This window comes from Janthinobacterium sp. BJB426 (assembly GCF_002735705.1).
GTDB lineage: Bacteria > Pseudomonadota > Gammaproteobacteria > Burkholderiales > Burkholderiaceae_D > Janthinobacterium.
Window position 1 is genome coordinate 1 of sequence record NZ_PDZL01000036.1, and the last position, 25,591, is coordinate 25,591.

Annotated in this window: 26 protein-coding genes; 16 read left to right on the forward strand and 10 right to left on the reverse strand. The window is 63.6% G+C overall.

Annotated elements, in window-relative coordinates:
* The 3 genes from CSQ93_RS29615 to CSQ93_RS27950 all read left to right on the forward strand — a co-directional run.
* Positions 1 to 194, forward strand: a 194-nt coding sequence (locus CSQ93_RS29615; protein ID WP_233516383.1) for a hypothetical protein, incomplete at its 5' end; no start/stop codon positions are given.
* Between the two features lie 133 nt (positions 195 to 327).
* Complete coding sequence (locus CSQ93_RS27945) at positions 328 to 1,581, forward strand: DUF2863 family protein (RefSeq protein WP_099380836.1); 1,254 nt, start codon at positions 328 to 330, stop codon at positions 1,579 to 1,581.
* A gap of 57 nt (positions 1,582 to 1,638) precedes the next feature.
* Complete coding sequence (locus tag CSQ93_RS27950; RefSeq protein ID WP_158301395.1) at positions 1,639 to 2,406, forward strand: CPBP family intramembrane glutamic endopeptidase; 768 nt, start codon at positions 1,639 to 1,641, stop codon at positions 2,404 to 2,406.
* Here the strand turns inward: CSQ93_RS27950 and CSQ93_RS27955 are convergent.
* Both CSQ93_RS27955 and CSQ93_RS27960 read right to left on the reverse strand, forming a co-directional pair.
* Complete coding sequence (locus CSQ93_RS27955; RefSeq protein WP_099380854.1) at positions 2,395 to 2,859, reverse strand: CYTH domain-containing protein; 465 nt, start codon at positions 2,857 to 2,859, stop codon at positions 2,395 to 2,397. The genes CSQ93_RS27950 and CSQ93_RS27955 overlap by 12 nt on opposite strands.
* A gap of 12 nt (positions 2,860 to 2,871) precedes the next feature.
* On the reverse strand, positions 2,872 to 3,993 hold the full coding sequence (locus tag CSQ93_RS27960) for a M14 family metallopeptidase (RefSeq protein ID WP_099380838.1): 1,122 nt from the start codon (positions 3,991 to 3,993) through the stop codon (positions 2,872 to 2,874).
* A 302-nt stretch (positions 3,994 to 4,295) separates the two neighbouring features.
* Between CSQ93_RS27960 and CSQ93_RS27965 the strand changes: the two genes are divergently transcribed.
* Positions 4,296 to 4,958: a TetR/AcrR family transcriptional regulator gene (locus tag CSQ93_RS27965; protein WP_099380839.1), complete on the forward strand. Its 663-nt coding sequence runs from the start codon at positions 4,296 to 4,298 to the stop codon at positions 4,956 to 4,958.
* Positions 4,959 to 5,081: 123 nt separating this feature from the next.
* On the opposite strand, the gene CSQ93_RS27970 is transcribed toward CSQ93_RS27965, so the two are convergent.
* On the reverse strand, positions 5,082 to 6,578 hold the full coding sequence (locus CSQ93_RS27970; protein WP_099380840.1) for an acetyl-CoA hydrolase/transferase family protein: 1,497 nt from the start codon (positions 6,576 to 6,578) through the stop codon (positions 5,082 to 5,084).
* A 160-nt stretch (positions 6,579 to 6,738) separates the two neighbouring features.
* Between CSQ93_RS27970 and CSQ93_RS27975 the strand changes: the two genes are divergently transcribed.
* Complete coding sequence (locus CSQ93_RS27975) at positions 6,739 to 7,632, forward strand: LysR substrate-binding domain-containing protein (protein ID WP_099380841.1); 894 nt, start codon at positions 6,739 to 6,741, stop codon at positions 7,630 to 7,632.
* A gap of 51 nt (positions 7,633 to 7,683) precedes the next feature.
* On the opposite strand, the gene fucP is transcribed toward CSQ93_RS27975, so the two are convergent.
* Entirely contained in the window at positions 7,684 to 8,985 is a 1,302-nt protein-coding gene (gene fucP, locus CSQ93_RS27980; RefSeq protein ID WP_099380855.1) for an L-fucose:H+ symporter permease, read from the reverse strand.
* Positions 8,986 to 9,420: 435 nt separating this feature from the next.
* On the opposite strand from fucP, the gene CSQ93_RS27985 reads away from it, so the two are divergent.
* Together CSQ93_RS27985 and CSQ93_RS27990 are read left to right on the forward strand one after the other, a co-directional pair.
* Entirely contained in the window at positions 9,421 to 9,654 is a 234-nt protein-coding gene (locus CSQ93_RS27985; protein ID WP_080698581.1) for a DUF3563 family protein, read from the forward strand.
* A 99-nt stretch (positions 9,655 to 9,753) separates the two neighbouring features.
* A complete protein-coding gene (locus tag CSQ93_RS27990) occupies positions 9,754 to 10,281 on the forward strand; it encodes an NADPH-dependent FMN reductase (protein ID WP_099380856.1) in 528 nt (175 codons plus the stop codon).
* A gap of 58 nt (positions 10,282 to 10,339) precedes the next feature.
* On the opposite strand, the gene CSQ93_RS27995 is transcribed toward CSQ93_RS27990, so the two are convergent.
* From CSQ93_RS27995 to CSQ93_RS28010, 4 genes are all read right to left on the reverse strand, one after another.
* The gene (locus CSQ93_RS27995) at positions 10,340 to 12,046 is read right to left on the reverse strand and encodes a lactate permease LctP family transporter (RefSeq protein WP_099380842.1); all 1,707 of its coding nucleotides are present in this window, start codon (positions 12,044 to 12,046) and stop codon (positions 10,340 to 10,342) included.
* A gap of 100 nt (positions 12,047 to 12,146) precedes the next feature.
* Complete coding sequence (locus tag CSQ93_RS28000; RefSeq protein WP_099380843.1) at positions 12,147 to 13,592, reverse strand: LutB/LldF family L-lactate oxidation iron-sulfur protein; 1,446 nt, start codon at positions 13,590 to 13,592, stop codon at positions 12,147 to 12,149.
* A complete protein-coding gene (locus tag CSQ93_RS28005; protein WP_099380844.1) occupies positions 13,589 to 14,305 on the reverse strand; it encodes a LutC/YkgG family protein in 717 nt (238 codons plus the stop codon). Before CSQ93_RS28005 ends, CSQ93_RS28000 begins: the two co-directional genes overlap by 4 nt.
* A complete protein-coding gene (locus tag CSQ93_RS28010; protein ID WP_099380845.1) occupies positions 14,302 to 15,093 on the reverse strand; it encodes a (Fe-S)-binding protein in 792 nt (263 codons plus the stop codon). The genes CSQ93_RS28005 and CSQ93_RS28010 overlap by 4 nt, the downstream gene beginning before the upstream one ends.
* Positions 15,094 to 15,245: 152 nt before the next feature.
* On the opposite strand from CSQ93_RS28010, the gene CSQ93_RS28015 reads away from it, so the two are divergent.
* The 6 genes from CSQ93_RS28015 to CSQ93_RS28040 all read left to right on the forward strand — a co-directional run bounded on the left by CSQ93_RS28015 (position 15,246) and on the right by CSQ93_RS28040 (position 21,822).
* Entirely contained in the window at positions 15,246 to 15,944 is a 699-nt protein-coding gene (locus CSQ93_RS28015) for a FadR/GntR family transcriptional regulator (protein WP_099380846.1), read from the forward strand.
* Positions 15,945 to 16,104: 160 nt separating this feature from the next.
* Positions 16,105 to 17,073, forward strand: coding sequence for a GGDEF domain-containing protein (locus CSQ93_RS28020; RefSeq protein ID WP_158301396.1), 969 nt, complete (start codon positions 16,105 to 16,107; stop codon positions 17,071 to 17,073).
* 81 nt (positions 17,074 to 17,154) lie between these two features.
* Positions 17,155 to 18,174, forward strand: a complete 1,020-nt coding sequence (locus CSQ93_RS28025; protein ID WP_099380848.1) for a helix-turn-helix transcriptional regulator — start codon at positions 17,155 to 17,157, stop codon at positions 18,172 to 18,174.
* Positions 18,175 to 18,237: 63 nt separating this feature from the next.
* Positions 18,238 to 18,651 carry a hypothetical protein gene (locus CSQ93_RS28030; protein ID WP_099380849.1) on the forward strand — a complete coding sequence of 138 codons (414 nt, stop codon included), beginning with the start codon at positions 18,238 to 18,240 and terminating at the stop codon, positions 18,649 to 18,651.
* A 240-nt stretch (positions 18,652 to 18,891) separates the two neighbouring features.
* Positions 18,892 to 19,686 carry a TorF family putative porin gene (locus CSQ93_RS28035; RefSeq protein WP_199534539.1) on the forward strand — a complete coding sequence of 265 codons (795 nt, stop codon included), beginning with the start codon at positions 18,892 to 18,894 and terminating at the stop codon, positions 19,684 to 19,686.
* Positions 19,687 to 19,743: 57 nt separating this feature from the next.
* Positions 19,744 to 21,822 carry a methyl-accepting chemotaxis protein gene (locus tag CSQ93_RS28040; protein ID WP_099380850.1) on the forward strand — a complete coding sequence of 693 codons (2,079 nt, stop codon included), beginning with the start codon at positions 19,744 to 19,746 and terminating at the stop codon, positions 21,820 to 21,822.
* A gap of 33 nt (positions 21,823 to 21,855) precedes the next feature.
* On the opposite strand, the gene CSQ93_RS29125 is transcribed toward CSQ93_RS28040, so the two are convergent.
* Entirely contained in the window at positions 21,856 to 22,014 is a 159-nt protein-coding gene (locus tag CSQ93_RS29125) for a hypothetical protein (protein ID WP_158301397.1), read from the reverse strand.
* Positions 22,015 to 22,165: 151 nt separating this feature from the next.
* Between CSQ93_RS29125 and CSQ93_RS28045 the strand changes: the two genes are divergently transcribed.
* From CSQ93_RS28045 to CSQ93_RS28055, 3 genes are all read left to right on the forward strand, one after another.
* Entirely contained in the window at positions 22,166 to 22,858 is a 693-nt protein-coding gene (locus CSQ93_RS28045) for a hypothetical protein (RefSeq protein ID WP_158301398.1), read from the forward strand.
* Positions 22,859 to 23,085: 227 nt separating this feature from the next.
* Positions 23,086 to 23,715, forward strand: a complete 630-nt coding sequence (locus CSQ93_RS28050) for a hypothetical protein (protein ID WP_099380852.1) — start codon at positions 23,086 to 23,088, stop codon at positions 23,713 to 23,715.
* A gap of 159 nt (positions 23,716 to 23,874) precedes the next feature.
* Positions 23,875 to 24,903, forward strand: a complete 1,029-nt coding sequence (locus CSQ93_RS28055; RefSeq protein WP_099380853.1) for an acyl-CoA dehydrogenase — start codon at positions 23,875 to 23,877, stop codon at positions 24,901 to 24,903.
* 77 nt (positions 24,904 to 24,980) lie between these two features.
* Here CSQ93_RS28055 and CSQ93_RS28060 read toward each other — a convergent pair.
* On the reverse strand, positions 24,981 to 25,591 hold a 611-nt coding region (locus tag CSQ93_RS28060), incomplete at its 5' end, for an autotransporter outer membrane beta-barrel domain-containing protein (RefSeq protein ID WP_158301399.1).

Sequence of the window (25,591 nt, forward strand, 5' to 3'; positions counted from 1 at the left end):
TCCACCTGCTCGACAACGCTCAATTTAAAAGCCAGACTGTAATCGCGCTGGCTGCGCCTAAACCCTTGTTCCATTTGACACTCCATCTCTGCATCGAAAAAGTGTCAACTTATTCCAGGACGGGTCAGAGGCAAGATAAAAGCGCCGGTTCCGACCGGCGCTTTTTTTCGTCCCGGCATCCCGTTCCGACTTGAAATTTCGACTATTGGCATGATCTAAGGACAGCTTACGTATTGCGTGCGGCTGAATCCTCTACAATACGGTTATAAGGGTTTATCATTGTTTGACTGATCCATTTTTTTCACTTTCCGAGACTCTTATCCCGCTATGCGTCGTCCTTCCAAAGATTCATCCCATAAACTGACTGCCGACAGCCAGCGCCTGGTCACCTTTGCCCAGGCGATCGTACAGGCAGCCAGCCGTCTCGAAGAGCGGTCCTGGGAACACAGCCTGGATACGCAGCTCCAGAAATTACTCAAAACCGGCCACCAGGACACCATCGACAACACCCTGGGCAGCCTGTTCAAGGAAGACTTGAACGCCTACGACGTGCTGATGGACTGCGTTGAAGCCGTCAGCGAATCGACCGTCGTCACACATGAAGACGTGCGCTACGACGCCCTGCTGGTCGCCGTGCCCATCCTCGCGTGGACGCGCTTTTCCATCGCCTCCGGCCCCATGGCCGGCGACGCGCACGGCGTGCTGTCGGCGCATTTCGCCGCCCACCTGCTGGCCGATGGCACGAAGATGGCCATGGCGCCGACCCTGTACTCGATCGACCAGCTGCCGCGCAGCCACGTCGAGACCTATGCCAAGACGCAGAAGCTGGCACTGGCCGCGCTGAAAGGCACGGCCGTCAAGCCGTCAGCCAAAGAGGCGGAAACGGCGCCCTTCCTGGCCGATACGCGCTACCTGCTGGTGGCCGTGGTCGCCCCTGCGGGCGCACCGTTGTTCCGCTGGCAGACGCCGGCCAGCCAGCTCGACTTCATCGCCGAGCGCAGCGCCGCCCTGGAACAATGGCGCACGCAGGCAACGCCGACGATTGCCCGCCTGCTGCCAGGCTGCGGCCTGGAGTTGCTGCTGCCGGAAGCGTATTACGTGGCCTGCCGCGAAGCGGACAAGCTGATACGCCCCGTTTCCGTGCGTGCCGCCGTGCATTACCTGACGCATACGCTGGCCATCGAGCCGTCGGAACTGCGCGCCGTCATCGCCGGTTTCGGCGAGGAAGCGGCCGATGGCCAGGTGGATGAGTACCGCATTGCCTTCACCCTGCGCCAGGCGCCGGACGTCATCTACGGCATCGTCTGGCCTTTGTACGGCCAGGAAGACGAGGATGGCACGCCGATCGAAGGCTTGATCCAGGTGGGCATCGCCGCGCTGGACAAGCAAAAGACGCCCGTCGATGAAATCATCGAGCACCTGAACGCCGCCGGCGTGACGCAGATCAAGCGCCACGCGGAACGTTTTGTCGGTGAATACTGCGACGATTGCGGCGCGCCCCTGTTTGCCGATCCTGTCGGCGAGCTGGCGCATGCGGAAATGCCGGAAGATACGCCGCAAGGCACCGAGCATTTCCATTAATTGATGATTTATCTGGCCGGAAGTTTTCTTCCGGCCTTTTTTTCGCCCCGGCCGCCGATGCATTCCAGCCCAGCCTCGCTCCCTCCCCTGCGGCCAGCATTGCTGGCGCTGTCCTTCCCCATGCTGGCAATGTTGCTGGCAGGCGTATTCATCGCCATGCGCGTCATGGGCACGCTGGGGCCATTGGATTTGTTCTGGATGCTGCCACTGAGTTTTTGCGTGATGGCGGCCTTGCCATGGATCTTGCTGTCACCGCACGGACGGCGCAGCATCGGCCTGCAAGCGCCCTCGGGCAAGGCGCCCTATGCCCTGGCGCTGATCTGCGGCGCGGCGGCCGCGCTCCTGTGCTTTGCGCTGGGCATGCTGCTGTATGACGCCACGCCGGACAACTGGTTTGTCAGCATAGCGACGAGCTTTCGCCGCACGGCGCCCACGGCCGGGCTGAGCATCTGGATGCTGCACCTGATGATCACCGTGCCGGCCTGCATCTTCAGCCCTATCGGGGAGGAAATCTTCTTTCGGGGCGTGCTGCAAAAGGCACTCGAGGAAAAACTGTCCGTGCGCGGCAGCACCTGCGTGGAAGCAGGGCTGTTCGGCCTGGCACACCTGTGCCATCATGGCCTGAGCATGACGGCTGCAGGCCTGTCGCTGAATGTGGTCTCGGCGGCAGTGTGGGTGGTGCTGATGTTTGCGACAGCCTGCCTGTTCGCGTGGTTACGTCGCCGCCATGCTTCGCTATGGCCAGCAATGGCGGCGCACGCGGCATTCAATCTGACGATGAATGCCGTGATTTTCCAGTTCCTGTGGCCAACATCACCACTGTGAAAACGGGTGGCGGATCAGGTTTGCGTTGTAGTAGCGCGTATCGCCCGACACTTCCGCGCCGATCCAGTCGGGTTTCTCGAAGGGCTGGTCTTCCGAGGCCAGTTCGATCTCGGCCACCACCAGGCCCGCATTGGCGCCCAGGAACTCATCAACTTCCCACACCATGCCTGCATGTTCGATGCGATGACGGTACTTTTCGATCAGCGGCTGTTCACACAGGCCGTCGAGCAGTTCGGCGGCGTCGGCCAGCGGAATCGGATACTCCCACTCGCCGCGCGTCGCGCCCACATTCGCCCCCTTGATGGTCAGCATCGCCTGCCCGCCTTCGATGCGCACGCGCACCACGCGCTCGCGCGCGGACGACAAATAACCCTGGCGCAGCAGGACCGGCTGGCCCAGGCCACGCCAGGCGTCGCTGGCAAGCAGAAATTTACGCTCGATCTCGATACCCATGAACAACGCCGTTCAATCCAGCGACAGCAGGATAGGCTGCAGCATGGCCGCGCCCAGGGCCGCGCTGCGCGCGCCATTCCAGCCGACGGCCGGATCCGGCAAGTCGGCGTTTTCCTTGAACGGCATTTCCAGGGTCAGCGCCAGGCAGCCGAAGTGATGGCCGACGTACTTCGACGCCAGGGTCAGCATGTCCGACTTGTACTTGCTGGCCGCATAGCCGAACTTGTCCTGGAAGTCGGGGCTGGCCTGCTTGTAGCGCTCGATGAAGGCCTTCTGGTGCGCCGCTTGCGCCGGCGTGAAGTTTTCCAGCATTTCATTGCCGGCCACAAAGTTGTACGGCAGCGCTTCATCGCCGTGGATGTCGAAGAACATGTCGACGCCCGTTTCGTGGATCTTGTTTTTCACACACAGCACTTCCGGGCTCGATTCCAGCGATGGCGTCATCCATTCGCGGTTCAGGTTGGCGCCTGCCGCATTCGTGCGCAGGTTGCCGCGGATGGAACCGTCCGGATTCATGTTCGGCACGATGTGGAACACGGCGCGCTGCAACAGTTTGCGCGCGATCGGGTTGGCATCGTCGAGCAGCGAGTCGATCAGGCCTTCGACGAACCATTCGGCCATCGATTCGCCCGGATGCTGGCGCGCGATGACCCAGATTTTCTTTTCCGCCTGCGGATTGCCAATGGTAATCATGTTCATGTCGCGGCCGTCGACCGTGCTGCCCAGGTCGGACACGCGCGCCAGCGGATGCTCGGCCACTTCGCCCAGCAGGCGCAGATGGCGTTCCCACGAATACGGCTCGAAATAGGCGTAGTACACGCTGTCGAGTTCCGGCGTGTGCGAGATCGTCATGACCTGGCCATCAAACGAGGTCGGCACGCGGAACCAGTTTTCGCTGTCGTAGCTGGCCACGGCCTGGTAGTCTTCATAGCCGGCCGGATAGGTAGCCTGGCCCGCGTTCAGGAAGCGCATCGTGCATGCCTGACCACGCGCGCCCTGCAGGCGGAAGTGGAACCACTGGTGGATGTCGGCGTGGCTATCCTTGCGCAAATTCAGGTCGATGGCGCCGGCACTGGCGGCGCTCACCACGTCGATGGCGCCCGAGTCGAAGTTCTGGCTGATTTTAATGGTCATGTAATGATCCCGTCCGAAGGTAAGTGTTACGGCGTTGCCTCGTGGGCTAGCGCCGTCGCGCTAAAAAGCGCAGTGTAAGCTATCCCGCTATTTTCCGCCCTTTGACCCCGTTCGCAAAGCCTGGCCCGGCGATTTATGCACCAATCCGGGGCATCGATGGAAAAGTGCCGGGCAAAAGCGCGAAAAATCGGTCAGCTGTTGCATCTACCGGACAAAAAACTGCTTTGTAACAGCGGCTGACACATTGGCGCCCGGTCGCCCCCCTATAATTCTTGCTTTCATAGAGTCGCCAGGAAAGAGTCGTGGACAAGAAGTTAACTAACATCCAGGAAAGAAAGTTACGCGAGGCGCAGGCGCGGCGCGAGCACATCATCGACGTCGTCAAAGATCTCATCAAGAAGGGTGGCGCGCGCGCCGTCTCCATCCGCAAGGTGGCCGAGGCGGCCGGTTTTTCCACCACCGTCGTGTACGCCCTGTTCCGCGACAAGGCCACCCTGATCGCCCAGGCCATGGACAAGGACTTGCTGGAACTGGTGCGCGCCATGCGCACGGCGTGCGCCGCCAGCGACGATCCATGGCAGCGCATCGCCCTGGTCGGCCGCGCCTATATCGAGTACGGCTTCCAGCATCCCGACGAGTATTCGCTGATCTTCATGGAATTGCGTCCGCACGCGGAACTCGACGCCGTCGAAGTGGAACACGGCAATATCGAGCAAGACCCGTACGCCTATGCGCTGCACCTGTTTACCGAACTGGCGCAAACGGGCCAGGTACGCCAGGACGAGCTGGCGCTGCATACGATGACGCAAATCTTCTGGCAGTCGCTGCACGGCCTCGTGTCGCTGCGCATCGTCATGGATGCGGGCGACCCGTGGACGCCGCACCCGGAAATGAACGCGCATATCGACGACTTGCTGGCCGTCGTCACGACAGGCATCCGCCTGCGCTTTGCACCGGCTTCCTGACGCTTGATCCAGCGCAAACTTGCCTTGCTGGACCTGGGCGCCAAGGCGCTGCACATGTACTGAGAAAAAGTAAAGGCAGGCGCAGTGCTGCACCGCCCTGCCCCGTCTTGATATGCGCGAAGCTTACTGCGCTTCGAGCATGCTCTGCGTTTCCTGATAGCGCGTATGCCACGACAGCGCCTGTTCCAGGATGTGCGGCGTATGACCGCCGCGCTGGCATGCCGCGTCGTAATACGCGCGCAATTGATCGCGGTAAGCGGGATGCGTGCAGCGCTCGATGATCAACGGCGCCCGTTCGCGCGGCGCCAGGCCACGCAAGTCCGCAAAACCCCACTCCGTCACCAGTACGTCGACATCATGCTCCGTGTGGTCGACATGCGAGACCATCGGCACGACGCTGGAAATGCGCCCGCCCTTGGCCGCCGATTTCGACACGAACATCGACACTTGCCCGTTGCGCGCGAAATCGCCCGAGCCGCCGATGCCGTTCATCATGTGCGTGCCGCACACGTGCGTGGAATTGACGTTGCCGTAAATGTCGAATTCCAGCGCCGTGTTCAGGGCGATGATGCCCAGGCGGCGCACGATTTCCGGATGGTTGCTGATCTCTTGCGGGCGCAGCACAATCTTCGAGCGGTAATGGTCGATATTGTCCATCAGCTTTTGATGCACGGCGGCCGACAGGGTAATCGACGAGGCCGAGGCAAACGCCAGCTGGCCCGAGTCGAGCAACTCGATGGCGCTGTCCTGCAGCACTTCCGAATACATCGTCATGTTGCGGAAAGGCGAACCGATCAGGCCATGCAGCACGGCGTTGGCGATGGTGCCGATGCCCGCCTGCAGGGGCAGCAATTCCGGCCCCATGCGTCCAGCCGCCACTTCGCCCTCCAGGAAGGCGATCACGTGGCCGGCAATGGCTTGCGTCTCTTCGTCGGGCGGCAAGGCGTTCGACGGGCTGTCGGGACTGTCCGTGATGACGATGGCGGCGATGCGGGCCGGGTCGATGGCGATGGCCGTGCTGCCCAGGCGCTGGTCGACGCGCGTGAGGGGAATCGGTTCGCGCCCCGGCAAGGTTTGCGGAATATAGATGTCGTGCAAGCCTTCCAGCGCCAGCGGCGTGGACAGGTTGATCTCGATGATCACCTGCGTGGCCTGCTGGGCAAACGCGGCGGAGTTGCCCACCGACATGGTCGGGATGATGGCGCCGGCGGCCGTGATGGCCGTCGCTTCGATGACGGCGATGTCGACGGCGGCCAAGTTGCCCGAACGCAGTTGCTCCGCCGTTTCCGACAGATGCTGGTCGATGAACATGACTTCGCCGTTGTTGATCTTGCCGCGCAGCACAGGGTCGACCTGGAACGGCATGCGACGCGCCAGCACGCCCGCCTCGGCCATCAGGCCATCGCTGCCATTGCCCAGCGAGGCGCCCGTGATCAGTGTCAGGCTCAGCGGGTCTTGCAGGGCGCGCTCGGCCAGCGCGCGCGGCAGGGCCTTGGCGTCGCCGGCACGGGTAAAGCCGCTCATGCCGACACGCATGCCGTTGTGGAACAATTTGGCGGCCTCATCGGCGCTCATGATTTTGCTGAGCAAGCCTGGGTGGCGAATACGGTCCTCGTACATCGTGATGCTCCTGATATTCTTAATATTCTCAAACTGGATGGCTGTCATACACCAACCCCATAAGTGGATTCAGTATAAAATCGCGCCTACATGCATGGCATGAATTAATTTCGTCATATCCAGTCGATATTTTCATGCTTTGCCAACGCCGAGCCTCCTCTTGGATATCCGTTCCCTGCGCTATTTCGTCGAAACCGTGCGCCTGTCGAGCTTTACGCAGGCGGCCGAATCGCTGCACCTGACCCAGTCGACCATCAGCAAGATGGTGCGCCAACTGGAAGACGAGGTTGGGGCCCAGCTGCTGGTACGCGACGGGCGCAAGCTGACCCTGACGGACACGGGCCGCATCGTCTACCAGCACGGCCAGGAAATGCTGGCCAATATGCGCCAGCTGACCCTGGAAGTGCGCGACACGCAGGCCTTGCAGCGCGGCAGCCTGACAGTCGGCATCCCGCCCATGATCAATGTGCTGTTTACGCCCGTACTAAAAGCCTTCCGCGCGCGCCATCCGAACATCAGCCTGACCTTGCAGGAAGACACGGGCCAGCAGATCGAGCGCAAGGTGGCGGCCGGCGAGCTGGAAATCGGCATGACGGTGCTGCCGGCCGACCCGGAACTCGATCTCGTGGCCGTGGAAGTGGCCAACTATCCGATCTGGGCCTTGGCCGAGCCGGGCACCTTCCAGAAAAACCGCACGACACTGCCCTTCAAGGCGCTGGCCGAGCTGCCGCTGGTGTTATTGAAAGATGATTTCGCGCTCACGCGCAGCCTGCGCCAGCATTTCGCGCAAGCGGGCTTCACGCCGACCATCGCCGCGCAGAGCGGGCAGTGGGACTGGCTGGTGGCGATGGCCTCGGCGGGCCTGGGCGTGGCCCTGTTGCCCGAGCCGTTCATCCACCGCCTGGCCGGCGAACCGCTGGAGGCGGTGCGCATCGTCGAGCCGGAAGTGGCGTGGCAGGTGGCGCATATCTGGAGCGGGCGCTATCTGTCGCACGCGGCGCGCGCCTGGCTCGAGGTATGCCAGGACGTGCTGGGCACGCAGTTCGCTCATTAATGCAAAAAAGGGTGGCCGAAGCCACCCTTTTGATTGATCACGCCACTTTGCTTACTTGGCGTCGTCGTTGTACATGCTGGCGTACTTCCAGCCGAAGTACAGAATGAAGGTGTAGCACAGGGCCGGCACGAGGAAGGACAGCTGCAGGTTGATGTGGTCGGCCAGGAAGCCCTGGATGAACGGCACGATGGCGCCGCCGACGATGGCCATGCACAGGATGCCCGAACCTTGACCCGTTTGCGCGCCCAGCTTGTTCAGGGCCATGCTGAAGATGGTCGGGAACATGATGGAGTTGAACAGGCCTACGGCGATCAATGCCCACATGGCAGTGTGACCGCTGGAGAACACGGCAACGAGGATCAGCGCGATGACGACGGCGGCGTTGAAGGCCAGGGTCTTGCCCGGGCTGACATAGCGCATCACGGCAAAGCCGACGAAGCGGCCCAGCATGGCGCCACCCCAGTAATAGCTGACGAAATACGCGGCGTCGGCGTGGCTGAGACCAGCGATATGGCTCTCGCCCAGGAAGTTGATCAGGAAGCTGCCTATACTGACTTCACCGCCCACATACAGGAAGATGGCCAGCGCGCCCAGCACCAGGTGGCGGTGTGACCAGATCGAGACCTTGTGGCCATCTTGCGCCAGGGCGGCCGCATCGTCGGCATGCGAAATCTTCGGCAATTTGGCCAGCGCGAACAGCACCGCCAGGATCACCAGGGTAGCGGCCAGCACCAGGTACGGCCCCTGCACGGAAGCCGCTTCCTTGGCGCGGTAAGCCAGTTGCTCGACGGCCGGCAGCAGATCGAACTGCTGCACCGTCAGCACGGTGCCCGACAAAATCAGCATGCCGCCCAGCGCAGGCGCCACGGTGGTGCCCAGCGCGTTGAACGCTTGCGTCAGGGTCAAACGGCTCGACGCCGTCTGCGGGTCGCCCAGTTCCGTCACGTAGGGATTGGCCGCCACCTGCAGCACGGTGATGCCGGCCGCCAGGATGAAGAAGGACAAGAGGAACAGCGCATAGCTGCCGGTGGACGCCGGGTAGAACATGGCGCAGCCGGCGGCCGCGATCAGCAGGCCGGCGACGACGCCGCGCTGGTAACCGATTTTCTTGATCAGCATGCCGGCGGGCAGCGAAACGATGGCGTAGGCGCCAAAGAAGCAGAACTGCACCAGCATCGCCTGGACATAGGTCAGGGTGTAGATCGAACGCAGATGGGGGATCAGCACATCATTGAGCGATGTCAGCAGTCCCCACATGAAAAACAGCACCGTGACAATGATCAGGGCGCCTGTATTGTTTTGCGTGCCGGCCTGTGCGGACTGTATGCCCGGACCTTGCTTTACGTATTCCATACCTTCTCCATTTTTCAATTCCAAGTTGATCTTGCCAGGCATGGAAGCGTTTCCACCCGGGCAGCACCAGGACGCGCAAGCGCCACGCAGATATCAGCGTGGGCCATGACTGCCATTGACGAAATGGGGGCAGGCATGGCGACTCTTGCGCGCGGCAGGCGCACGGCCGACCGTTTCTCGTCAGATGATGTCTTGTGGACGCGGCGCGCCTGCGGGCTGCGTCTGAAAACAACATCCAGGACAAAACAGTCTTGTAGTAAAACTACGATACTGCGCCGGCATTATGCCTTAAAGCCCCGTATTGCGCAGCTTTAGCGGCTGTTATTTCAAAATTGAATAGCTGACATTTGAAATCAAAAGTAGCCTTATAACTTGGAATCGCTATACTTATATTGCAGTGCAGCACAACGCGGCACGCCACATAAGGAGTCTGCCATGTCTACCGCATTTACCTATCACACCACGCAAAACAGCAATATCGTCGCTACCCTGGTCCACGCCGCCAAGCGCGTCGGTGCCTGGCTGAACCAAAGCAGCGACCGCCGCGAGCGCGCTTACGAAGAAGCCTACCTGGCCGAATCGACCGACCGCTACGATCTGGAATACCGCATGCGCGAACTGGCCCGTGCCAACCCGCAGCCAAGCTGGATGAGCGGTCTGAGCCGTTAATTAGTACGGCAACACGCAGCCCATCTTCGGCTGTTGCAACATCGATAGCGCCATCCTGCTCGCCTTGCGCTTGAGCACAGGATGGGCTATACAGGCGGGATGCAAACGCCCATTACCATCCTCGCCATCGCCGGCAGCCTGCGCGCCGCCTCGCTGAACACCGCCCTGCTGCGCGCCATCGCCCGGCTTGCCCCAGCGCCATTCGACATCCGTATCTATCCGGGACTCGGTGAACTGCCCCTGTTCAATCCCGACCTCGACGCCGACAGCCTGCCGGCCGTGACGGGCCTGCGCGACGCCATCCTGGCGGCCGACGTGCTGCTGCTGGCCAGTCCCGAGTACGCGCACGGCGTGAGTGGCCCCATGAAAAACGCGCTGGACTGGATGGTGGGAAATGAATCGTTCATCGACAAGCCGCTGGTGCTGCTGAACGCCTCGCCGCGCGCCACGCATGCGCAAGCGGCCCTGCGCGAAACGGTACGCACCATGTCGGCACGACTGATCGACGAGGCCTGTATCAGCCTGCCCCTGCTGGGGTCGGGTCTCGATGCGGAAGGCATCGCCGCAGACCCGGCATTGCGCCGGGCTATCTTGGATATGCTGCAGTGCATCAGGTCATTTTCATGACCTGATGCACGTTTTACTATCAATTCATCTAGTTTTACTACGTACTTCTACGGACCGCTCAGTGCGGGATCATGCCGGTGAATACGTAGGCCTGCAGCATGGTGATGATGCCGATGATCACGGCAAACATCAGGCTGTGCTTCAGGGTAAAGCGGAACAGGTCCGATTCCTTGCCCACCAGGCCTGTTGCCGCACAGGCGACGGCGATCGATTGGGGCGAGATCATCTTCGCCGTCACGCCACCCGTCGTATTGGCCGCCACCAGCAAGGTGTCGGAGACGCCGATCTGGTGCGCCGTCGTGTTTTGCAGGGAGCAGAACAAGGCGTTGGAGGACGTATCGGAACCCGTCAGGAAGACGCCCAGCCAGCCCAGGAATGGCGAGAAGAACGGGAAGGCGGCGCCGCTGCCGGCCAGCAACAGGGCCAGGGTGGACGACATGCCCGAGTAATTGGCAACGAAGGCAAACGCCAGCACCAGGCCGATCGACAGCACGGGACGGCGCAATTCCACGAGCGTTTCGACGAAGGCCTTGAGGCCATCGCGCGGCTTCATGCGCAGCATCAGCATCGACAGCACGGCCGTCAGCAAGATCGCCGTGCCCACGGCCGACAGCAGGTCGAGCTTGAAGACGGCGTCATACGCCTTCGGCTCCGCCACGATGGGCATCGTCTTGATCACCAGTTTATCGAGGTAAGGCACGTGGATCTTGACAACCAGGCTCGATAGCGCCCCGCCGGCGGCGAACAGGGCCTTGAAGCCGGGCAGGCTCCAGACGGTGACGATGGCCGTCAGCAGGCCGAACGGCGCCCAGGCGCGCATGGTCTGCGCCGTCGTGTAGGGCGAGGCGGCGCGGCTGCCGCTGCCGCGCAAGTCCGCCTTGCCGGCGCCACCGCCAAAACCGGACAGCGCAGCCGTGCCACCGCCGACGGCATGGGCCACTTTCGCATTCTTCGGCTGCCACACTTTCAGGAACAGGGTCAGCGACACCAGGCTGACGAGGGCCGAAGTGATGTCCGGCAGCTCAGGGCCGATATGGTTAGACGTGAAGTACTGGGTCACGGCAAAGCTCAAACCCGTCACCAGCGCGGCCGGCCACACTTCGCGCACACCGCGAAAGCCATCCATCATGAACACCAGCCAGAACGGTACCAGCAGCGACAGCAGCGGCAATTGGCGGCCCGCCATGGCGCCGATCAGGAACGGATCGATGCCCGTCACCTGGCCCGCCACGATGATGGGGATGCCCATGGCGCCAAAGGCCACGGGCGCCGTATTGGCGATCAGGCACAGGCCCGCCGCATACAGCGGGTTGAAGCCCAGGCCCACCAGCAAGGCCGACGTGATCGCCACGGGCGCGCCAAAACCGGCCGCCCCTTCCAGGAAGGCGCCGAAGGCAAAGCCGATCAGCAGCACCTGCAAACGCTGGTCGTCCGTAACAGACAATACGGAGGCGCGGATGATCTCGATCTGCCCCGTCTTCACGACGATCTTGTACAGGAAGACGGCCGTGACGATGATCCACGCGATGGGCCACAAACCATACGCAAAACCGTAGCCGGCCGCCGCCAGCGCCTGCGGCACGGGCATGCCATACGCGAAGATGGCGACGGCCAGCGCCAGCGCCAGGGTGACGGCGGCCGCCACGTGGCCCTTGATGCGCAGTGCCGCCAGGGCGATGAAAAAGAAAATGATGGGAACGGCTGCCGCCAGCGACGACAGCCACAGGCTGCCGAGCGGTGTATAAAGTTGGGTCCAGGTCTGCATGTCGGGTCTCCTCCGGTGGATGCGGGTTAAGTAAAAAACGGCTTTTGATGTAATTGTGTGTAGCGTGTTTTTTGCGGTGCTGCGAGGCTGCGGGGCCGGGCTATTCTTCCTGTCCCCGCGCATTGAGCAGGTCGGCCAGGCTGCGCGGCGCCGGTGTCAAGGGCTTGCGGTGCTGCGTCCAGCCCAGTTGCGCGCGCGGCGTCAGCATCCGCAGCCGCGTGGCGGCCCAGCGGAACAGGCGGTAGCTGGCAGGACGCGCAAAGGCGCCGCTCCAGAAGCGCCAGATCAGGCTTTCGCCGCGGCTGAACTTGGCACCCTGGCCGCGCAGCGGATGGCTGACTTCCTCGTGCGGATTGCGGTTGGCCTCCGTGCGCAGGCGCACCAGCAGTTGCGGAATCGGGATGCGCACGGGGCACACCTCGCCGCAAGCGCCGCACAGGCTCGACGCGGTGGCCAGGTCGGCCGTCGCAGCTAGTCCCAGCAAATGGGGCGAGATGATCTTGCCGATCGGCCCCGGATACGTGGTGCCGTAGGCGTGGCCGCCGATGCGCGTGTAGACGGGGCAGTGGTTCATGCAGGCGCCGCAGCGGATGCATTGCAAGGTAGCGCGCAGCTGCTCGTCGGCGTAGGCCTGGCTGCGGCCGTTGTCGAGCAAGACCAGGTGCACTTCGCGCGGGCCATCCAGCTCACCGGCGCGGCGCGGACCGGAAATCAGGTTGAAATACGTGGTGATGGCCTGGCCCGTGGCCGAGCGCGTCAAGAGGCTCGCCAGCGGCACGATATGTTCGAGCTTGGCGACCACCTTTTCCATGCCCATGATGGCGATGTGTACCTCCGGCACGGACGTCGTCAGCCGGCCATTGCCCTCGTTTTCCACCAGCCACAGGGTGCCCGTGTCGGCCGCCGCGAAGTTCACGCCCGACAGGCCGATGTCCGCCTCGACAAACGCCTGGCGCAGGGCGCGCCGTCCCGTCTGGATCAGGCTGTCGACGTCTTCCGTGTAGGGCGCGTCGGGAATGTGCTCGGCGAACAGGCCGGCGATGTCGGCCTTGGTCTTGTGAATGGCCGGCATGACGATGTGCGACGGCTTTTCGCCGGCCAGCTGCACGATGTACTCGCCCATGTCCGATTCCAGGCAGCTCATGCCGCGCGCTTCCAGGTAGTGATTGAGCTCGATTTCCTCGCTGGCCATCGACTTGCCCTTGATGAAGCGCGTCGCCTGATTACGCTGCGCGATGGCGTGGATGATGGCGTTGGCTTGCTCGCCATCCTCGGCCCAGTGCACCTGCACGCCGGCCGCCGTCAGCTTGTCTTCCAGCTGCACCAGCAAATCGGGCAGGCGCGCCAGCGCATGCTGGCGCACGGCTTCGCCGAGGTCGCGCAGGCGCTCCAGTTCGTCGCCGTCGGGGAACTGGGCGCTACGCTTGTCCTGTAAAAAATCCATGGCGCCGCGAAAGCTCTGGCGCAGCTTCGGGTCGTCCAGCGCGGCGCGGGCGCGCGCATGGAAGTCCGCCGGCTTGACGAATTGCAGGGGCTTGGCGTTCATGGCTGGCCTCCTTCATGGGCAGATAAATCATCGATGATCAGCACCCACAGCCAGCGCGGACCGTGCGCGCCATAGGCGAGGGTTTGCTGGATATCGGACGTTTTCGAGGGCCCCGACACCAGCACCAGATTCGATGGCATGCCATCCATCCAGCGCTCGGCGCGTGCCGCCGCATGCAAGTCCGCGTGCAGGGTGCTCGCATACACGAGGCAGATATGCAGCGGCGGCGCCAGCGACACCGTGCGCGGCGCGGCCGCATCGGGCGCGATGACCAGGGTGCCCGTGGCGGCGATGCCGGAACGGGCGACGGTCAACCCCGCGTCGACGGTGTCGAACAACTCGCCCTTCCACTGTGCCAGCGGACGGTCAAAGGACAGCGTTTCCACGCCAGCGGGCAAGGCGGCGCGCAAGGCCAGCCCTTCGGCGCTGCCGGTATCCATCAGCAAACGGCGCACCTGCTGCGCGCCGAGGCGCTGCGCCAGCAGGGCGGGCCAGGCGTCGCTGCTCACGCAGTCGACTTGCGCATGCGCGGCGCGCAAGGCGGCCTGCATGGCGGCTATCGCGCCCCGTGGCGACAGCGGCGCTTGCGCGCGGCGCGCCAGGTAATGCCGGTCGATGGCCGTATCGATGACCTCCACCGTCTCGGGCGCGGTGGGGGCCGCGGCGCGCAAGCGCCCCAGCATGCGTTCGCGGGCGGTCAGGATCGCGCTCATGCCGCGCCTCCCGTGCGGCGCCACAGGAAGCTGGCCAGGTGCTCGACGGGCAGCGGCGCGCCCTGGTGCTGCGCGGCGTGACCAATATTGAGCAGGCAGCCGCAATCGGCCGAGACGAGACGGTCGCAGCCGGTGGCGCAGGCCGAAGCGATCTTGTCGGTGACCATGGCGCCGGAAATGTCCGGATGCTTCAATGAAAACGTGCCGCCAAAGCCACAGCATTCCGATTCGCGTTGGTGTTCGATGCGCGTCACGCCGGGCAAGGCGTCGACCAGGGCCACGCCGTGCAGGCGCGTGCCCATTTCGCGGCGCGCGCCGCACGAGGTGTGCAGCACCACGCTTTCCTGGGCCTGCCCTGCGCCTGCCAGGTCGGCCAGGTCGAGTTTCAGCACGCAGACGAGAAATTCGCTCAGTTCATACACGCGTTCGGCCAGTTCAACCGCCTTGGGACCGGCGACGGGGTCGTCCTGGAACAGCTGCGGCCAGTGGTGGCGCATCATGCCGGCGCAAGAGCCGGACGGCACGATCACGGGCCACGGCTGCGCAAACAGGTCGAGCTGGGCGCGGGCCACGGCGCGCGCCTGCTCCGGATTGCCGCTGCTGTAGGCGGGCTGGCCGCAGCAGCTCTGGCCGCGCGGATAATGCACCAGCAAGCCTTCCCGCTCCAGCAGGCGCACCGCGTCGAGTCCCGCCTGCGGCACGAACAGGTCGACCAGGCAGGTGGCGAACAGATACACCTGGAGCGGTGCGGGTGGATAGCGGCGTGGCTGGCGCGGGTCTGGCTGCATGAGTGTGTCTCCCCGGCGCTCTGTATGTTGCTGCGGCGCCGCTGTGTGTTGTTAAGAATGACCGGTTCACGCATAATTCCAGTTTCCGCGAGCCACTTCAAATTGCTCGGACCACTTTAAAACAACACCGGAAGACAGCGATGGCGACAGGCATGCAAACGCGGGGCAGGGTCGAGATGGTGATGCGCCGGCTGGAAACGGCCCTGCTGGACGGCAGCTTGCCGGCGGGCGCGCAGCTGCCGGCCGAACGCCTGCTGGCGCAGCAATATGCGGTTTCGCGCAACACCGTGCGCGAAGCGGTGCAGCGGCTGGCGGCGCGGGGCCTCGTGCGCAGCCGGCACGGCGCCGGCGTATTTGTGACGGATCAATTGCGCACCGGCATGGCGTCGCCGTGGAGCCAGCTGGTCGCCGACCACCCCGCCCTGCGCAACGACATCCTGGAATTTCGCCGCGTGCTGGAAGGGGCGACGGCCTATTTTGCGGCGCAGCGGGCCAGCGGCGACGAGCGCGCGCAGATCATGGCGCTGCTGGCCGAGCTGGAACAGGCGCGCGCCAGCGATGACAAGCATGGCGAGGCGCAGGCCGATGCACGGCTGCATGAAGTCATCGCGCAGGCGTCGCACAACACCATGTTTCTGCACTTGCACACCAGCATCATCGGCATGCTGCGCGAACACATCACCATCAATGGCACGGGCTTGCGCCAGCAGGACGAGGCGACTTCGCTGCAACTGCTGTCGCAGCACCGCACGCTGTGCGAGGCCATCTGCTCCAGCCAGCCCGAAGAAGCGCGAACGGCCATGCAAGGCCACATCGATTTCGTGCGCACGCGCGTCACCAGCGACGAATAAGGGTCACTGGTAGGACCAATCTGATATGCAGCATGGTGGGGCAACGCGTCGTGGCTTGTCGCAGGGCCGGGCAAGAATGGAGGCCCGATTCGCTATCCGACAGGTTTCCATGCATTTGCACCATGCAATTGACGATCTCCGCAATCCGGCGCCGCTTCCCTTGCTGGCGCTACATGCCGGCGCCAGCGCCAGCTTTGCCGTCGCGCTGCTGCCGCCCGCCGGCTGGCCGCTGGGCCTGGCCTGCTGCCTGCTTATTCTGGCCATGCTGCTGCGGGCCTTGCGCGCACCCGCCGCACAGCCTGGCAGCGCCGCCTCCGGCACCGCGCTGCTGGCGCTGGACCTGCTCGTGTTCCTGCTCTGCTATGCCTTGCGCGAAACCGACGCCGGCTGGCACGCAACCGCCTTTTGCATCCTGCTCGTTGCCCCCTATGCCGGCATCACGCGGCAACTGCTGGGCGGCGCCGGCCTGGCCATCGTGGCGAGCCTGGCCTGGCTCGGCCTGCAGGATAACTTTCAAGCCGGCAACGCCGCCACCTTGCTGCTGCTCAACCTGACTGGCCTGTGTGCCAGCCATGGCCAGCAGCGCCAGCGCCGCGCGCACGTCCTGCAACACGCCATCCTGACCGAACAGGCCGTGCGCGACCACCTGACCGGCTGCTACAACCGCCGCTACCTCGACGAGCACTTGCTGGGCGCCGAACTTGCGCGTTCACAACGCCATGGCCTGTGCCTGACGGCCATCCTGTGCGATCTCGACCACTTCAAGCGCATCAACGACGCCCACGGCCATGCTGCGGGCGATGCCGTGCTGCGCACCTTTGCCGGCCTGCTCGGCAACGCCACGCGCCGTGGCATCGACAGCGTGGTGCGCCACGGCGGTGAGGAATTCCTGCTGATCCTGCCTGAAACGGACCTGGCGGGCGGCGTGCGCCTGGCCGAACGCCTGCGCGACGGCCTGGCACGGCACATCGGGACGACGGCCAGCTTCGGCGTCGCCTCCCTCGCGTGTACGCCCGATAGCCGGGCGCCCGGCGCCGCCGCCCTGGTCGCGGCGGCCGACCGCCTGCTGTACCAGGCCAAGCACGCGGGGCGCAATTGCGTCAGGGCAGCCATGCTGGACGCCCTGTAATTGCCATCGAATCAATGTTACCATTCGTTAACTTGTGTACTTGTCAGTACACATCCTGCCACTGAAGAGAACGGAATCACCATGTCTGAACAAGCGCCCCGCCCTTCCACCATCATGCGCCAATGGCAAATGCTGCGCCTGATACCGCAGGCGCCACGCACCATCACCGTCGCCGAATTGCACGACAAGCTCAAGGCCATCGACTTTGCCATCGGCGTGCGCACGATCCAGCGCGACTTGCTCGACCTGGCCGAAATTTTCCCGCTGACCAATCCCGCCGACAGCAAGCCGTTTGGCTGGTGCTGGATGGAAAATGCGGCGCGCATGGACATGCCGGGCCTGTCGACGCCAGCCGCACTGACCCTGGCCCTGATGGAACAGCACATGCGCCATGCATTGCCGCCATCCACCCTGGACAGCATGCAGCCGTATTTCAGCGCGGCCCGCCAGACCCTGAACGCGGCCAGCGAACGTGCCAGCGCATCCGCCTGGCTGGACAAGATACGCGTCATCGCCCCCATGCAGCGGCTGCTGGCGCCCGACATCGACGAAGCTTGCCAGCGCACCGTGTATGAAGCGCTGATGCAAAACCGCCAGCTCAAGCTGAGCTACAAGAAGCGTGACAACGACAGTCCCGTCAACTATGACGCCGTCCATCCGCTGGCCATCGTGCAGCGCGGTCAGTTGCTCTACCTGGTATGCCTGTTCGCTGACTACAACGACGTGCGCACCCTGGTCCTGCACCGCGTGCAACAGGCGGAAATGCTCTTCCTTGCCGCGCGCGCGCAGCCCGGCTTCGACATCGATGCGTATATCGCCTCCGGCGCCATGGGCATCCGCGAGGGCGAACCGCTGCAGCTTGAAGCCGTGTTTGCCCGCCGCAGCGGCGAGCACCTGTACGAGACGCCGCTGAGCGCGGACCAGCAACTGCAGGAACGCGCCGACGGTACGCTGCACCTGACCGCCACCGTGCCCAGCACGCGTGAACTGCAATGGTGGCTGCTGGGCCTGGGCGATGGCGTGGAAGTGCTGGCGCCCGCCGCACTGCGCGAACAGATGAAAAGCACCATCGCCAGCATGGCCAGCCGCTACGCCGCCTGACGATGGCCCCCGGCGGCGGCGAAAACTGCTACCATCGCGCGCCGCCACTCCTTTCCTCCGCCCATGACCGTCCTCAGCCACACTCATCCGCTGGTACAGCAGCTGGAAAACGACTTGCTACCCCTGTTTCGCGCCGCCCTGCCGTCACTGGCGGCCGCCGCGCCGCAGGTGCTCGCTTCCGTCTTCGCCTTTTCCAGCGGCACGGCCAGCGCCTTCCAGGATTATCATTTCGGCATTTCCTGCCTGCTCGCAGACGTGCCCGAGGATGCGCCGGAAGAAGTCGCGCTGCTGGTCAGCGTCACGGGACTCGACGCCGGCGCCCGGCTCAGCGCACAGGTCGTCTGGGGCCAGCCCTCGGGCCGGGTGGAAATGCAGGCCGGGCTGGACGCCGACAGCCTGCAAGCCTTGCATGCGGCCCTGCCAGGCTTGCTGGCCGGCTTGCAACAGGCCGCCAGCCGGGGCAGGCCGGAAATGTGACAGGAGCATGAAAAAGTGCCAGGAAACAACAACTTACGATTTCCGTAGCGCAACTTTATTGACTTCCACTAGCCCTAGCCCCTATCCTTTCAGTTACGTTTGGTGAGAATCTGTGCATGTTCAGACGAGCATGCACGCGGCCTCGCCTTGCCTCTACAAAAGTCCATTCCGCATTTTTATTGCAACCATCAGGGCAACGCGCCTGGACGGCCGCTGCCAGCAAATACGGAGCTGACTGCCATGCCATCGCACCACCATTTCCCCGCCTCATCGTTGCTGGGCTGCGCCTTCCTGCTGGCGGCCGCCCTGCCCGTGCAGGCGCAGACCACGGACAGCCCTGCCGCCACCTTCAGCGCCAATGCCAGCCTCACCTCGCAATACATCTCGCGCGGCTTTCGCCAGACCTGGGGCAAGCCGGCCCTGCAGGCGGGTGCCGACTACGCGCACCCGAGCGGCTGGTCGCTGGGCACCTGGGCGTCCACCGTCAGCGACCGCTATATCGAGGATGCAACCATCGAATGGGACTTGTACGGCGGCTACAGCGGCACGGCGGGCGAACTCGGTTACAGCGTGCTGGCCTACTATTACAAATATCCGGGCGCCATCTACCGCGCCACGGGCGTGAAATACGACTATGGCGAACTGTCGCTGGGCCTGACCTACCACATGCTGTACGCCAAGTACAACCGCACCGTCACGCAGGACTTCTTCGGCATCACCAATGCGCGCGGCACCGGTTATCTCGACGTGGGCGCGAATGTCGACCTGGGCAATGCCTGGACCTTGAACCTGCACGCCGGCAACGGCCGGGTGGCGGGCACGGGCAATGCCATGTGGAACTGGCGCGACGCCAAGGTGGGCGTCACCAAAACCTTCGACGGCGGCTGGAGCCTGAGCGGCGCCGTCACGCGCGCCTGGGGCGCCAGCGACGCCTACGACCATTACACTTTAGGCATCCCGAATGCAGCCGGTCAGTTCGACACTTCGAACCCGGCCGCGACGACCTTCGTGCTGGCCGTCAGCAAGACTTTCTAGGCACGCTACCCGCGACGCCCGAGACACCGATACCCCTCCCCATCAAGGAACAGCCTCATGCAACTATCACTGAACAGTAAAATCTGCGTCGCCGCCACTGCGCTCGCCATCCTCAGCCTCGGCGTCACGGCGGCCGTGATCGGCTACAAGAGCAGCGCCAGCGCCGAGGCGGCTGCTTTGGAACTGGCGCGCACGTCGGCACGCGAAGTGGCCGGTGCGCTGCAGGCGCGCATCGCCAGCAACCTGTCGAGCGTTTCCAGCCTGGCCGGCGCCATGCGCGGCACCAAGGGCGCGAATTTGCCCCTGCAGCGCGACCAGATCAATGAACTGACCAAGGCGACGTTGACCAGCTCGGAAGACTTGCTGGGCTCGGCCGTGACGTGGGAGCCGAATGCGCTCGACGGCAAGGATGCGGAGTTTGCCAACCAGAAACCGAACTACGACGCCAGCGGCCGCTTCATGCCCTACTGGACACGGGGCGCCGGCGGCAAGCTGCAAGTCGAACCCATCGTCTTCGACCCGAAAGCGGGCGCCAACGACTGGTACGACGTGCCCAAGCGCACCGGCAAGACTTACTTTACGGAACCGTATATCTACCCCGTCGACGGCAAGGATGTGCTGATGGCTTCGCTGGTGGCGCCCATCATGATCGACGGCAGCTTCAAGGGCACGGCCAGCGCCGACTTCATGCTCACGCGCCTGGCGAAAATCCTCGCCGACCTGAAAGTGATCGAGGGCGGCAAGCTGGCCCTGATCTCGAACGGCGGCCTGTACGCCAGCCACCCCGAGCCTGCACGGCTGGGCAAGAAGGCGGACGACGTGCCCGCCGCCGGCCTGGAAAAGGTGCGCCAGGGCCAGGCGTATGAATACGAGGACGACAAGGGCTACATCCACTTGCTGCAGCCGCTGCAGATCCACCCCGACATCGCGCCATGGAGCGTGGAACTGAATTTCCCGAAAAGCGTGGCCACCGCCTCGGCGCGCGACCTGATGGTCTACACGCTGATCGTTGCCCTGCTGTGCGCGGCAGCCACGGCCGGCATTTTGATCCTCGTCGTCAACCAGCTGACGCGCCCCCTGCGCACCCTGGGCCGCACCATGACGGACCTGTCCAGCGGCGATGCCGACCTGCGCGTCAAGCTGGAAGTCAAGGGCACCGACGAGCTCGCCGTCATCGGCAAGGGTTTCAACGCCTTCGTCGAAAAGATCCACGCCGTGCTGCAGCAAGTGCAAGCCAGTGCCGACAACGTGGCGCGCGCCAGCGCAGAAATTGCGCAAGGCAATAACGACCTGTCGGCCCGCACGGAACAGCAAGCCAGCTCGCTGGAAGAAACGGCCGCCTCCGTGGAAGAACTGACGGGCACCGTCAAGGAAAATGCCGACCATGCGCGCCAAGCGAATCAACTGGCTGCTTCCGCATCGAGTGTGGCACAGAAGAGCGGTGAAGTGGTCGGCAAAGTCATAGAAACCATGACGTCGATCAATGACTCGTCAAACAAGATCGTCGACATCATCAGCGTCATCGACGGCATCGCCTTCCAGACGAATATCCTGGCGCTGAACGCGGCTGTGGAAGCGGCGCGCGCGGGCGAACAGGGGCGCGGTTTTGCCGTCGTCGCTACGGAAGTGCGCAACCTGGCGCAGCGCTCCGCCGCGGCGGCCAAGGAAATCAAGCTGCTGATCGACGATTCCGTGGGCAAGGTGGCCGCCGGAAGCAAGCTTGTCGATGAAGCAGGCGCCACCATGGAGCAGGTGGTCGACAGCGTGCGCAAGGTCACCGCCATCATGGCCGACATCAGCGTCGCCACCACCGAGCAAAGCGACGGCATCGCCCAGGTCAACCAGGCGCTGGCGCAGATGGATGGCGTGACGCAGCAAAACGCGGCCCTCGTCGAGGAAGCGGCAGCGGCCGCCGAAAGCCTGCAAGACCAGGCCAGCCATCTGGCCGAGGTGGTCAGCGTGTTCAAGCTGGGCGAGCAGGCGCGGCAGGCAACGCCGGCTGCAGCGCCAGCCGCGCCGCGCGCCGTGACGCCCAAGACAGCCACGCCAGCCAAACGCCTGAGTGTTGCCAAGCCGCAAGCGGCACAGCATGCGCCGGCCAAGGCGCCGGCAGGCGATGACTGGGAAGAGTTTTAAACCGGCCATTTCCGGCTGCGGCCGGCGCCAGATTCAGGCGCCGGCACGAATTTCATAAACGGCCATATCAATACCTGCCTCGCGCCGGATGCGGCGCGGCACCCGCCTGTTTCTCCTCGACGCCAGTGAATGGCCGCACGTGAGATTACCTTCCTTTATTTCCCGCCACATCAGCACCAGGAAAATGGTCAACCGCTCCTGCCGGAATTTATCCGATGACCATTTTCAATGCAGGAATTGCGGCCAATTACAGATTTCAGAAAAATAAGATACGCATGTACTTTATAATATCGCCGCGTATCCGGCACGCTTCCAGCCGGTTGAAGATTTACAGGAATCACGGATGAAAAAAGTATTGGCTTTATTAATGGTATCGGGCACAGTGGTATTGACTGGTTGCGGTGGTGGCGGAAACAGTAGCGCTAATGGTAATGCTAACGGTAGTGCTAACGGCAATGCAGACGTAGCGGTCCCGCCAGTGGTGGTAGCGCCCCCGCCAGTGGTGGTCGCACCTCCGCCGCCTCCCGCACTGGCCGCCTATGTTGGTACCTGGACACCCGCTTGTAACGACTCTTTCCGCCAGCGCCTCGTCGTCGCCCTCAAGAACGATGGCAGCGGCGCCCTGGAAATATCGACCTACGATGAAACCTTCAGCACTGCCGATTGCAGCGGCCCCGTGCAATTTACGGAAACCACGAGTGAAAAGATTACCGCGACGCCGGATGGCGCAGGCAATATCCAGCTCAAACTGACGGCGGACAGCCCTGCCACGGACATCCGCATCGACAAGGTCGTATCGTCGCTGCCAGCCCACACCATCCAGATTACGGGCCCGGCCGTCACCACGGTAATGGTCGATGGCAAACCCCGTTGGCGCATCACCGATGGCAGTGGCGACACCACGGACATCCCGGATACCGGCATACAACAGGCAGTAAGTGGCAACGGCGGCTTTTATTTGCGCGGTAACGAATTGTTTACCGTGATGCAAAAAGACGGTGCTTATGTGCTCGATATGCACTATGTAAAACAATAAATCAGTCAGTAATCAGCCAATAATCAGCCATTGCGCCGCGTGAGCGGCGCAATGCACACCAGTTACACCACATCCTCCCTTCATTCCCGCAAATCATTTCAGCGCATTGCCGCGACATGATCCAAATCAAATCATCGATAGATTCGGTGAGAATTCCTTCCTATTAATAATCCTATAATCAGGCCGCGTTGACGGCACGCACCGCTGCCGGATAAAAAGGACTCTGAATGAAAAAATTATTGGCAGTATTGGTCGGCTCGACCGCGGCACTCCTGACCGGCTGCGGTGGCGGCGGTGGCGGCGGTTCGGCGCAGCAGCTTGCCGGCGATTCCGGTTCCACCTCGCCACTGGCCGCATATCTCGGCACGTGGCAATCGGCGTGCGACAATCACGACCGTCAACTGCTCGTCATCGCGCTCAAGAGCGACGGCAGCGGTTCGCTGGAACTGACGCCGACCGGCGAAACCTACTTCAAGGCCGATTGCACCGGCCCCGTGGTCGCGACGGACGGCATGAGCGCGAAAATCACCGGCAAGCCGGACGGTACAGCCGACATGCCGATCAAGCTGGCGGAAAACGCCGCGGCAACGAACTTGCGCGTCGACAAGGTCACCTCGTCGGTGCCGGCCTATACCTTCCAGCGCAGCGGCGCCACCGTGCAATATGTATTGCGCGATGGCAAGCAGCAATGGTGCGTCAACGTGGATAATGGCGAATCGTGCATGTGGGATGAAGGCATGCTGCCGGCGCCGAGCATCCCCGGCGGCCTGTCCTTGCACGGCAACGACCTGTACTCGGTGGTGCTGGACCCGAAAAAGGGCGTGTATGTCCTGGACGTGCATTACGTGAAAAAATAAGCGCGTGATCAGCTGCGGGGCCGCCCGGCCCTGCAGTTGCCACGGCGCATCTTCTCGCCCGCCGCTTCATGGACTCGCAAGCGTGAACGGGAGTCTGTGTAAAATCAAACAGACATTGCAAAAATAAAAAGCTATCCTGTAGAAAAACAGGAGCTTGCCATGTCACACCATGCCTTTCCCCTGCCCTCCCACGCTGCACTGGACGCCCTGCTGCAGCCTCAGGACAGCGCTTTCCACCCCATCGAAGGCTTGCGGCGCTTGCGCGACGCGGGACTGGACCTGCTGCCCCTGCCCGGCCACGGCGCCACCCTGCAGCGCTGGCAAATGCTGGCCGCCATCGCCGCCGTCGACCTCTCCCTGCTCAAGCTGTATGAAGGCCATACCGATGCGCTCGCCATCCTGGCGGAAATCGGCGGCTCCGCCGTGCCGGCCGGCAGCAGCTGGGGCGTCTGGTGCACGGACCTGCCGGGCGCGCGCGTCCGCTTGCGGCAGACGGCCGAGGGCCGCCATGTACTCGACGGACGCAAGGCCTGGTGTGCCGGAGCGAAGGGCCTCAGCCATGCTTTGATCAGCTGCTGGAACGACGCAGGCCAGGCTTGCCTGGCCTCGGTGCCGCTGTCGCAGCCCGGCGTGCACGTCACGGACGAAGGCTGGCAAGCCGTCGGCATGCATGCCTGCGCCAGCGTCGACGTGACTTTTTCTGCCGCGCGCGCCTTTCCCGTGGGCGCGCCGGGCGCCTATCTGCAGCGGCCCGGCTTCTGGCATGGCAGCGCGGGCATCGCGGCCGCCTGGTATGGCGCGGCCTGCGCCGTCGCCAGCCACCTGCATGCACGCGCGCAACACGCCGCCCCCGACCCCGTCCGCCTGGCGCAGCTGGGGCAAATCGATTGCGTCTTGCGCGCCACCGGCGCCCTGCTGCGCGAAGGCGCCGCCGAAATCGACCTGCACCCGCAACGCGACGCCATGGGACTGGCCCTGCGCCTGCGCCTGGCAACGGAAGATGCCGCCACCCTGGTCTTGCACCTGGCCACACGGGCGCTGGGCGCAGCCCCCCTGTGCCGCGATGCCCGTTTCGCCCGCCTGGCTGCCGACCTGCCCGTGTTCCTGCGCCAGAGCCACGCGGAGCGCGACCAGGCACTGCTGGGCGGCATTGTTGCCGGCGCGGAAGACCATCCGTGGACGCTGTGATGGCGCGCGGACAAAAAAAATCGCCGGACCGGATTGGCTCCGGGCCGGCGATCAGGGCTAAGTTGAGGGCTAGTTGATTACTTGAGCGGCATGGCGATGCCGAACATCACCGACTGGGTCCGCCCGCTATCGATGTTCAGATTGCTGTTGTAGTCCAGCGTAATCGTCATGCCGTTCGACAGCAGCAGTTTGACGCCCAGCCCGGCCGCCCAGTTGCCCGTCTGCTGCGGCACCGTGCGGATCACGTACACGGGACCGTCAGCCACCAGGTCGGCATACGCCAGGCGCGCATCATCGGCGCCCTGGAACTGGTGGCGGTACTCGAGCCGCGCACGCGGGAACCACGTGCCCAGGCCACCGACATAGATACCCTCGGCCCGCACGCCCAGCGCGCCGATGCGCGAACGCACCGTCTGCTTGAAGTAGCTCAGGGCGTTGATGCCCGCCGCCTTCTCCGTGTACGGATCGAGCTTGGCCGACATCAGTTCCACGCGGCCATACGGCGACCACATCCAGGTTTCCTGACGCATCTCGATACCGCCCACCAACGCGCCGAACACTTGCTTGCCGTCGCGCTCGCCCGTGGCGAAACCGCTGCCATCGGACAGGTAGCGCGAGGCGTCGTACTGCAGGGTACCGTAGCCGAGCACGCCGTCAAGGAACACGCCCTTGCTCGGACGCAGGCTGC